This window comes from uncultured Negativicoccus sp. (genome assembly GCF_902480485.1).
GTDB lineage: Bacteria > Bacillota > Negativicutes > Veillonellales > Negativicoccaceae > Negativicoccus > Negativicoccus succinicivorans.
In genome coordinates, this window is sequence record NZ_CABSTC010000048.1 from 1 (window position 1) to 10,510 (window position 10,510).

The 10,510-nt window shown below is 51.3% G+C and carries 9 protein-coding genes and 1 pseudogene; all 10 read left to right on the top strand.

Annotated elements, in window-relative coordinates; genetic code table 11:
* The first annotated feature begins 323 nt into the window (after nt 1–323).
* Nucleotides 324–1,472 carry an O-antigen ligase gene (locus tag RDN69_RS04915; protein WP_273259356.1) on the top strand — a complete coding sequence of 383 codons (1,149 nt, stop codon included), beginning with the start codon at nt 324–326 and terminating at the stop codon, nt 1,470–1,472.
* A 429-nt stretch (nt 1,473–1,901) separates the two neighbouring features.
* Entirely contained in the window at nt 1,902–3,413 is a 1,512-nt protein-coding gene (locus tag RDN69_RS04920) for an acetyl-CoA hydrolase/transferase family protein (protein WP_273259355.1), read from the top strand.
* Between the two features lie 126 nt (nt 3,414–3,539).
* The gene (locus tag RDN69_RS04925; protein WP_273259354.1) at nt 3,540–5,186 is read left to right on the top strand and encodes a methylmalonyl-CoA mutase; all 1,647 of its coding nucleotides are present in this window, start codon (nt 3,540–3,542) and stop codon (nt 5,184–5,186) included.
* A gap of 39 nt (nt 5,187–5,225) precedes the next feature.
* On the top strand, nt 5,226–5,621 hold the full coding sequence (locus tag RDN69_RS04930; protein WP_024048708.1) for a cobalamin B12-binding domain-containing protein: 396 nt from the start codon (nt 5,226–5,228) through the stop codon (nt 5,619–5,621).
* 72 nt (nt 5,622–5,693) lie between these two features.
* Nucleotides 5,694–6,632 (top strand): methylmalonyl Co-A mutase-associated GTPase MeaB, encoded by a 939-nt coding sequence (meaB, locus tag RDN69_RS04935; protein ID WP_024048709.1) that lies wholly within the window; start codon nt 5,694–5,696, stop codon nt 6,630–6,632.
* 32 nt (nt 6,633–6,664) lie between these two features.
* A complete protein-coding gene (gene mce, locus RDN69_RS04940; RefSeq protein ID WP_024048710.1) occupies nt 6,665–7,081 on the top strand; it encodes a methylmalonyl-CoA epimerase in 417 nt (138 codons plus the stop codon).
* 57 nt (nt 7,082–7,138) lie between these two features.
* Nucleotides 7,139–8,668, top strand: a complete 1,530-nt coding sequence (locus RDN69_RS04945; RefSeq protein ID WP_024048711.1) for a carboxyl transferase domain-containing protein — start codon at nt 7,139–7,141, stop codon at nt 8,666–8,668.
* Nucleotides 8,669–8,724: 56 nt separating this feature from the next.
* Nucleotides 8,725–9,072, top strand: coding sequence for an OadG family protein (locus RDN69_RS04950; RefSeq protein ID WP_034436844.1), 348 nt, complete (start codon nt 8,725–8,727; stop codon nt 9,070–9,072).
* A gap of 46 nt (nt 9,073–9,118) precedes the next feature.
* A complete protein-coding gene (locus RDN69_RS04955; RefSeq protein WP_159822490.1) occupies nt 9,119–9,511 on the top strand; it encodes a biotin/lipoyl-containing protein in 393 nt (130 codons plus the stop codon).
* A 40-nt stretch (nt 9,512–9,551) separates the two neighbouring features.
* Nucleotides 9,552–10,454: pseudogene (locus tag RDN69_RS04960) on the top strand (sodium ion-translocating decarboxylase subunit beta); the annotation flags it as partial.
* Nucleotides 10,455–10,510 lie beyond the last annotated feature (56 nt).

Consider the following 10,510-nt stretch of genomic DNA (forward strand, 5'->3'; position numbering starts at 1 on the left):
ACCTATCGTGCGATTCGTCAGGGGCTTATGGAAGCCAGAGCTGGAGTCAGTGGCTCGTATGGAAAGAATGTTTTCTTTGCGAAATATAAATAAACATGATGAATAAATGAAAAAGGAGTTATTTATCGACCATTGATAACTTTACAGAGCAAAGAACGGAACAACATAAGGCCTTAGCGCTGTCTGCGTGGACAGAACGCATACCGCGCATTATAATAAACTTAGTGTTATTACGAAAGGAACGAATCTGCATGCAGGTACGGACGCATTCCCGATTATTATCGCAATGGTGCAGCGGGTTATTATACGCGGCGGCTTTTTTTATGCCCTGGTGGCAAATGGGGCTGGAGCTTTCGCTGTTTTCGGCATGCGCCGTTATGGCGGTGTTGCTTTGGCGTGAGCCGGCTCGATTGCGCGCCTTGCGTTGGCCGGGAGTGGCGCTCATGCTGTTTGCCGCTTGGGCGTATTGCACCACCTGGTTGGCGCCGGAACCTTCCGCCAGCGCATACAACTTTTTTTACCGCTGCGGCACCTACGCGGCGATGTATTTACTGGTGACATGGCAGTTGCGCACGCGGGAGCAGTGTGTGCATTTTTTGAGTTACTTGTTGGCCGGCGCCGTCATTGTGTGCGTCATCGGTATCTATCAGTATTTCTTCGGCGGGTTTGCCGGCTTTACGATGGAGTGGGTGGATCGCGAGCGTTTCCCGCTACTGCTGCGTCGTATGTACAGTACGCTGGGAAATCCCAATTTGCTGGGGGCGTACTTGCTGATGATCGCGAGCGTGCTGGCGAGTTTTACTGCGATCTATGAGCGCGGATATAAACGCTTGCTGACGGCGGCGCTTTTGTTACTGATTTTGCTGGTGTTATTATTGACTTATTCGCGGGGCGCGTGGGTGAGCATGCTGGTAGTGCTTACCGTTACCGCCATCATCTATGACCGGAGAGTCGCATGGGGCTTGTTGGCCGTGCCCGCATTTCTTTGGTTGCATCACGGACAAATTACGGAGCGCTTCATTTCGCTTTTTCACGGCGGCGATACGTCCGTGGACCTGCGCTTCGCATTTTGGCGCAGCACATGGCAAATGATCGGCGATTATTGGTGGACCGGCATCGGCTGGGCGGCGTTTCCGCTTGTGTATCCCCGCTATGATTACTATATGCAGGATCCGTCGATTGTGATTTACCACGCGCATAATCTGTACTTGACGGTATTCGCGGAGACCGGCATCATCGGTTTCGTATTATACATGTTGGCTTTTTGGGGGCATGGCGTCTTGGCGTGGCGCAGCTATCGGACAAGCGTCAGCCATCTTTCGCGGGCGTTGGCTCTGGGGGCGCTGTTGGCCGTGATCGGCATGAGCATCAACGGTCTGTTCGATTGCAATTTCTTTCACCGAACGGTAGCGCTTACGTTTTGGACACTATGCGCATTGCAAAGCACGCTGAGCCGCTTGGGGAGACGGTAAAAGAAAAAATGAGAAAGCTTAGGCGACGCTGAAAAATAAATGAATAGCTGATATAATAAAAGAGAATAACAAGGTTTACAATTAATCGACAATGTTTTTGTAATAATAATCGAATGACATTTCGAAGCGCCTTAGAAAGATTAGAAAACGAATAGTAACGATTGACAAGGTAAAATTCATCGACTATCATGTAGACGAATAACATGCGATGGTCTGGTTTACAAAGATCTTCGCAAAAAATACGGAGTTGGTCCACAAGGGAGGGGATTCAAGAATTTAGGAGACGCCAGATTTATCGCATTGCGGTACCGTTGACTATTTCTCTTCCCTCGAAAAGGATATCGTCGACGGCGGCGATATCCTTTTTTGTTTCTCGGAACTATGTACGGCATAGCGTGTTCCGTTGTTTTTTAAGGAGATGGTAAAGGAATGGATATTAACGACATTCGCGACAGAATTCGGTGTAAAGATCTGCTCGGCAAAGTCATGACCGCAGAAGAAGCGGCCGCCATGATTCACCCGAATGATCATATCGGTATCAGCGGATTTACACCGTCCGGTTACCCGAAAGCAGTACCACTCGCATTGGAAGAACGGATTAAGAAAGAGCAATTCAAAATTGATCTGTGGACCGGCGCCTCGGTCGGCCCGGAAGCAGACCAAGCTCTGGTTGAATGTGACGGTATGAACCGCCGCTTCCCGTACCAGACAAACTCTGTATTGCGTAAAGCGATCAATGCCGGTAAAGTGCACTACATCGATATGCACTTGAGCCACGTAGCGCAGCAAGTACGCGCGGGCTTTTTCGGCGAATTAGACTGGTGCATCATCGAAGTATGCTCGATTACTGAAGAAGGTCACCTGATTCCGACGACCGCCTTGGGCAACTCGCCGGTATACGTCACGGAAGCCAAAAAAGTTATCATCGAAGTCAACACTTCGCAACCGCTCGAATTGGAAGGTATGCATGATATTTATCAGCCGGCTAACCCGCCGCATCGCAAACCGATTCCGATCGAAGCAGCCGGCGACCGCATCGGTACTCCGTACATCGAAGTGGACCACAGCAAAATCGCTGCGATCGTACCGTGCGACATCACCGACAAAACACGCGCATTCGCCCCGATTGGTGACGACGCGAAGAAGATGAGCGGCAACCTCATCGACTTCTTGCAAAACGAAGTAAAACACGGTCGCTTGCCGGAAAACCTGCTCCCGTTGCAATCCGGTGTAGGTAACGTAGCAAACGCCGTAATCAGCGGCTTGGTTGATTCTCCGTATGAAAACCTGACCGTATACACGGAAGTTATCCAGGACGGCATGTTCGACCTGATTGATGCCGGTAAATTGACGATGGCTTCGGGCACGAGCCTTTCGCCTTCGCCGGACGGACTGAAACGCTTCTACAAAGGTATCAAAGGATATCGCGATAAGATCGTTCTGCGTCCGCAAGAAATTTCGAACAACCCGGAAGTCATCCGTCGCTTAGGCGTTATCGCGATGAACACCGCGCTCGAAATGGACATCTACGGCAACATCAACTCGACGCACGTATCGGGCACGAAGATGATGAACGGTATCGGCGGTTCGGGCGACTTCGCTCGTAACGGCGGCCTGAGCATTTTCTTCACGAACTCGATCGCGAAAAACGGCGACATCTCCTGTGTCGTACCGTTCTGCTCGCACATCGACCATACGGAACACGACGTACACGTCTACATTTCCGAAATGGGCGTTGCCGACGTTCGTGGCCTCTCGCCGAAAGAACGCGCTCGCGTGATTATCGAAAACATTGCGCACCCGGATTACCGTCCGGAATTGATGGACTATCTGGAACGTGCGGAAAAAGCTTGCGGCTACTCGCAAACCCCGCATATTCTCAAAGAAGCATTCGATTTCCATCAGCGCTTAGCCGATAACAAGAGCATGAAAAAACAGTAAGACCCGATCTTTTTTGGACTTACCCGCACCGCTGAAAAGACGGCTTAAGCTGCAGGCTGCGTTGTGGTTAGTCAGTCTCGCAAGAGACCGATATACATTTATATTTTTTAGGAGGATGATGAACACATGGCTAACGAATCCTTGAAGGCCAAATTGGAGGCATACGAAGAAACAGTTGCTGCAATGTATGCCAAACACCCGGAACGTCCGAACATGAAGCACAACAAAGTCTACACCCCGCTCGATATCGAAGGGTTTGACTATGAACGAGACCTGGATCTGCCGGGCAGCTACCCGTACACCCGCGGCGTACAGCCGACGATGTACCGCGGTCGTCTCTGGACGATGCGTATGTATGCCGGTTTCGCTACGGCCGAAGAATCCAACCAACGTTATCGTTACCTGATTGAAAACGGTGCGACGGGTCTTTCCTGCGCATTCGACTTGCCGACCCAAATCGGTTACGACTCGGACGATCCGATGAGTGCCGGCGAAGTCGGTAAAGTAGGCGTTGCGATCGATACGCTCGCCGATATGGAAATCCTGTTCGACCAGATCGACTTGGGTAAAGTTTCGACCTCGATGACGATCAACGCTCCGGCGTCCGTTCTCTTGGCGATGTACATTGCCGTTGCGGAAAAACAGGGCGTATCCTCTGACCAGCTGCGCGGCACGATCCAAAACGACATCCTGAAAGAATATGCGGCTCGCGGCACTTACATCTTCCCGCCGAAACCGTCGATGCGTTTGATCACCAACATTTTTGAATACTGCTCGCAATACGTTCCGAAATGGAACACGATTTCGATCTCCGGCTACCACATCCGTGAAGCGGGTTCGACTGCGTCACAGGAAATCGCTTTCACGATCGCTGACGGTATCGCATACATTGAAGCGGCATTGAAAGCCGGCATGGAAATCGACGAATTTGCAGGTCGTCTGTCCTTCTTCTGGAACGCGCACAACAACGTACTCGAAGAAGTTGCGAAATTCCGTGCATCCCGTCGTCTTTGGGCGCGTATCCTGAAAGACCGTTTCGGCGCGAAGAAAGACAAATCCATGAAATTGCGTGTACACACGCAGACCGCAGGCTCGATGTTGACGGCGCAACAGGTCGACAACAACATCGTTCGTGTAGCGTTGCAGACCGCGGCGGCTGTTCTCGGCGGCACGCAGTCCTTGCACACTAACTCCCGCGACGAAGCGTTGGCATTGCCGACGACAGAATCCGTACAAATCGCGTTGCGCACGCAGCAGATCGTTGCGTACGAATCCGGTTTGGCTGACGTAGTCGATCCGCTGGGCGGCTCGTACTATGTAGAAGCGATGACCAATGCGATCGAAAAAGAAGCGGAAGAATACATCCGTAAGATCGACGAAATGGGTGGCGCGGTAGTCGCGATTGAAAAAGGTTACATCCAGAAAGAAATCCAGGAATCGGCGTATCGTTGGCAGATGGAAGTTGAATCCGGCGACCGTATTATCGTTGGCGTCAACAAATTCCAAGTCGAAGAAAAACCGGTGGAAGGCTTGCTGAAAGTCGACGCTTCGGTTGGTGAACTGCAGTCCAAGAAATTGGCTAAAGTTAAAGCCAATCGCGACCAGGCAGCAGTCAAGGCTACTTTGGAAGCATTGCGCAAAGGCGCCGAAGATGAAAGCGTCAACCTGATGCCGTTGATCCTCGACTGCGTACGCACATATGCATCTTTGGGTGAAATCTGCAACGTACTGCGCGGCGTATTCGGTGAATACCAGGCGCACGCTACGGTTTAAGATACGCTATTGCTGAAAGGATACGGGAGGTAACCAATCATGGCAGAAAAATTAATTCGTGTAATTGTTGCAAAACCGGGTCTGGATGGTCACGACCGCGGTGCTAAAGTAGTCGCTCGTGCGTTGCGCGATGCGGGCTTTGAAGTTATTTATACCGGTCTTCGTCAGACTCCGGAACAGATCGCGGAAGCGGCTCTTTCTGAAGACGTTGACGTAGTTGCGTTGAGCTTGCTCTCCGGCGCGCACGGCACGCTGTTCCCGCGCGTTATCGAACTCTTGAAAGAAAAGGGATTGAATGACGTGCTCGTTATCGGCGGCGGCGTTATTCCGGAAGGCGATATCCCGGCACTGAAAGAAGCCGGCGTAAAAGCTGTCTTCACACCGGGCACTCCGACCACGAAGATCATCGAATTCATCAAAGAAAACGTTCATTAAGAACTGATAGACGGTACCGGCTCCCGCTACGGCGGGAGCACAGGTCCGTAATTGACCAAGGGGGGCAAAACCATGGATTTAATGAAGGAATTCTGGAATGGATCCAGGCTGGCCTTGGCGAGGTCTATCTCTGCAGTCGAGAACGAAGCAGACGGATATGTCGATATACTTCGAGAAATCTATAGTCATACAGGTAATGCGCGGATTATCGGTATTACCGGTGCGCCGGGCGCAGGCAAATCGACCCTGACCGACAAGCTGGTAAAATATTTCCGTAAACAAGGTAAGACTGTCGGCATTGTCGCAGTCGACCCGACGAGCCCGTTTAGCGGCGGTGCGATCTTGGGTGACCGAATTCGCATGAATGATTTGACATTGGATGAAGGCGTATTTATTCGGAGTATGGGTACGCGCGGTAGCTTGGGGGGACTCTCCAAGAAAACCGCGGATACAGTCAAGCTGATGGATGCATTCGGCATGGATGTCGTCTTGATTGAAACGGTTGGCGTCGGCCAATCCGAAGTCGATATCGTCAAGAATGCGGACACCACATTGGTTGTACTGGTACCCGGTTTGGGCGATGATATTCAGGCGATTAAGGCGGGCATTCTGGAAATCGGCGACGTATTTGCGATCAACAAATGTGATCGCGACGGCGCGGACCGTTTGAACGTTGAAATCGAAATGATGCTCGATTTGAACTCGGAAGAGGTGGATTGGCGTCCGCCGATCAAACGCACCATTGCCAGTCGTGACGAAGGCGTGGAAGACGTCATTGAGGCAATGGACGAACATCGTGAATTCTTGGAAGAGTCCGGTCTTCTGCAGGAACGCAGACACGAACGGACAGTAAACGAGATTATCGCGATGGTCAAAGAGCAAATCTCCCGTCACGTAATGGAAAAAGTTACGTCCTCGGGTGAATTTGATAACTACGTGGAACAAGTCTATGCAAGGAAAGTGGATCCTTACACAGTCGTTGAGTCCATCGTAGCAAAAGCTATTAAATAATTTTATTTTTTATTGCAAAAGGAGGAGTAAGCATGGCGAATTGGAAAGTTATGAACATCGACCATATCGGTATTGCAGTGGATGACCTGCAGAAAACGAAACAAGTTTTCCAGGAAACGTTGAACGTTCATCCGACAGCAGCAGACGAAACGGTGGAAGAACAGAAAGTTAACGTAAGCTTCTTCAAACTGGGTGATGCGGAACTCGAATTCTTGGAATCCACCAGCCCGGATGGCCCGATCGCCCGTTACATTGAAAAACATCGTAACGGCTTCCAACACGTTGCTTTGCGTGTTGACAGCATCGACGCAGCTCTCGAAGACTTGAAAGCTCGCGGTGTTCGTCTGTTGGATGAAAAACCTCGCTACGGTGCCGGCGGCTGCCGCATCGCGTTCTTACATCCGAAAGCTACGAACGGTCTTTTGATCGAACTTACGGAGCGTCAATAATAGGAGTATGCCGCCTCGATGAGGCGGCCTTCCCTACCATTATTCGGAGGTGTAAGAATGTCGGTAAACCAACAAAAAGTTGAATTGCTTCATAAAAATTTGGAACACGTCCGCATGGGCGGTGGCCAAAGCCGTATCGACAAACAGCACGCAAAAGGAAAGATGACTGCGCGTGAACGTTTGGAAATCCTTTTTGACGAAGGCTCCTTCGTTGAAATCGGCGCTTTGGTAAAACATCGTTGCGTAAACTTCGGCCAAGATAAAAAAGATCTTCCGGGCGAAGGTGTTGTTACCGGTTATGGTACCGTTGACGGCAAACTCGTTTACGCATTTGCGCAAGACTTCACGGTAGAAGGCGGCTCGCTCGGCGAAATGCACGCCAGCAAAATCGTCCGTGTCCTGCAGCTTTCGCTCAAAATGGGCGCACCGTGTGTCGGCCTGAACGATTCGGGCGGCGCTCGTATTCAGGAAGCGGTTGACGCATTGTCCGGTTACGGCCGTATTTTCTTTGAAAATACGATTGCATCCGGTGTCGTTCCGCAGATTTCGGCCATCATGGGACCGTCGGCCGGCGGCGCGGTTTACTCGCCTGCATTGACGGACTTCATCTACATGGTCGAAGGCACCAGCCAAATGTTCATCACGGGTCCGGCCGTTGTTAAATCGGTCACCGGTGAAGACGTAACGGCGGAAAAACTGGGCGGCGCTATGACCCACAACAGCATTTCGGGCGTATCGCACTTCATCGCGAAAGACGACGAAGACTGCTTGAACCAGATCCGCTATCTCTTGGGCTTCCTGCCGAGCAATAACATGGAAGAAGCTCCGATTGTTGACACGGGTGATGACCCGATGCGTATGGACGAAAGCCTCAACGCCTTGTTGCCGGACAACTCCAACGCAGCGTATGATATGTACGATGTTATCAAGAGCATTGTCGACAACGGTGAATACTATGATGTACTCGCTCACTACGCGAAAAATATCATTACCTGCTTTGCCCGCTTTGACGGACAAACCGTCGGCATCATTGCCAACCAGCCGAAATTTATGGCCGGCTGCTTGGACATCAATGCATCCGACAAATCCAGCCGTTTCATCCGTTTCTGCGACGCTTTCAACATTCCGCTCGTAAACTTGGTTGACGTACCGGGCTTCTTGCCGGGCGTACAGCAGGAATACGGCGGCATCATTCGCCACGGTGCGAAAATGCTGTTTGCGTACTCGGAAGCGACCGTGCCGAAAGTAACGGTAATTACCCGTAAAGCTTACGGCGGATCGTACCTCGCGATGTGCTCCCAGGACTTGGGCGCGGACCAGGTATTCGCTTGGCCGACTTCGGAAATTGCGGTTATGGGACCGGCAGGCGCTGCCAACATCATCTTCCGGAAAGATCCGGATAAAGAACAGAAGACGGCAGAATATGTGGAAGAGTTCGCGACTCCGTACAAAGCAGCCGAACGCGGCTTTGTTGACGCAGTTATCGAACCGAAACAAACGCGTCCGTACGTTATCAACGCGTTGGCCATGCTCGCCAGCAAACGCGAAGCCCGTCCTGCGAAAAAACACGCCAATATTCCGTTATAATCTCTTAGCGGCATAACGTAGTATAGGAAAAATCTAAAGAGAAAGGATGGGTGTGAATGGGAAGTGAATTGAATCCTTGGGTATTTATGCTGATCAACATGTTTATTGTATTCTTTGTGTTGATTATGCTGTGGGTGCTCATGACGATCATTCGACTTGTGGATCCGACCGGAAAAAAAAAGTCGTCTCCTAAACCGGTAGCGAAAGCGGCACCTGCCGCCGCGGCAGCAGCTGCAGCTCCGGCAGCAACGTCGACTGCGTCCGATAATGATGAAGTGGTTGCGGTGATTACCGCAGCAGTAGCAGCAATGGGCTACTCGAGCTCGCAAATTGCGTCCATTCGACCGGCCAAAAATACCGGTTGGACAGCAGCGGCGCGTCTGTCTGGAGTAGATAATTACTAAGCAATACCTTGTTTTGGAGAATTACTTTTTAGTAGGAGGATGTACAATGAGAAAATTTTCTGTAACCGTTAACGGTCAAGAATACGATGTAGAAGTGAACGAACTCGGCGCAGGCGCAGCCCCGAAAGCGGCTCCGAAAGCGGCTCCGGCTCCGAAAGCGGCTCCGGTAGCAGCTCCGGCTCCGGCAGCAGCTCCGGCTCCGGCAGCGAAAGCGGCTCCGGCCGGCGCGGAAACGGTAAAAGCTCCGATGCCGGGCAAAATCCTTTCCGTCGACGTAAAAGAAGGTCAGGCTGTTAAAGCCGGCGATCTCCTCTGTGTCCTGGAAGCGATGAAAATGGCCAACGAAATCTATGCTCCGAGTGACGGTACGGTAAAAAGTATCTTGGTCGCAGCCAATGCTACCGTACAAGCGGGCGACGATTTGATCGCGTTGGGCTAAAACCTCAACTTACCAGAAAACATAGAAGAGGAGATACAGTATGAGTGATTTCATAGTAGCTGTGACTTCGGTATGGCATGACAGCGGCATTATCGTATTCAGTATTGGTAATGCGATCATGATCTTTGTCGGCATACTGTTGCTCTACCTGGCATTTGTCAAGGAATTTGAGCCGTTGTTGCTCGGACCGATCGCATTCGGTTGTATCCTTGCCAACTTGCCGAAAAACGGTTTTGAAGAAGGCGTTTTTGCCCTCATTCATGCGGGCATTCAGTTTGAAATTTTCCCGCCGTTGATCTTTATGGGTGTCGGCGCGATGACGGACTTCGGTCCGCTGATTGCGAACCCGAAAACTCTCTTGCTCGGCGCGGCGGCACAAATCGGCGTATTCGTTGCCTTGGGTGGCGCGATGTTCTTGGGCTTTACCGCTCCGCAGGCAGCTGCGATCGGTATTATCGGCGGCGCCGACGGCCCGACTTCGATTTACCTGGCTTCGAAATTGGCTCCGGAACTCTTGGGCGCGATCGCGGTAGCGGCGTATTCGTACATGTCCCTGGTTCCGTTGATCCAGCCTCCGATCATGAAATTGTTCACGACCAAAAAAGATCGTCAAATTGTCATGGAACAGTTGCGTCACGTATCGCACTTTGAAAAAGTGGTGTTCCCGATCGCATCCACGATCTTCATCAGCTTATTACTTCCGTCTATTACCGCACTTTTAGGTATGCTGATGTTCGGTAACCTGATCAATGAATCCGGTGTTACGCACCGTCTGTCCGATACGGCGCAGAACGCGTTGATGAACACCGTCACGATCTTCCTGGCATTGGGTACCGGTTGTACCATGTCGGCAGAAAGCTTCCTGAACGTTCAAACCTTGGAAATCATCGGTTTGGGTCTCGTTGCTTTCATCGCCGGTACAGCAGGCGGCGTCATCTTCGGTATAAGGGGCGTGCGATTCTGGCGGCTGAGATTCGCCAGCGTGAGGCCATGATCGGC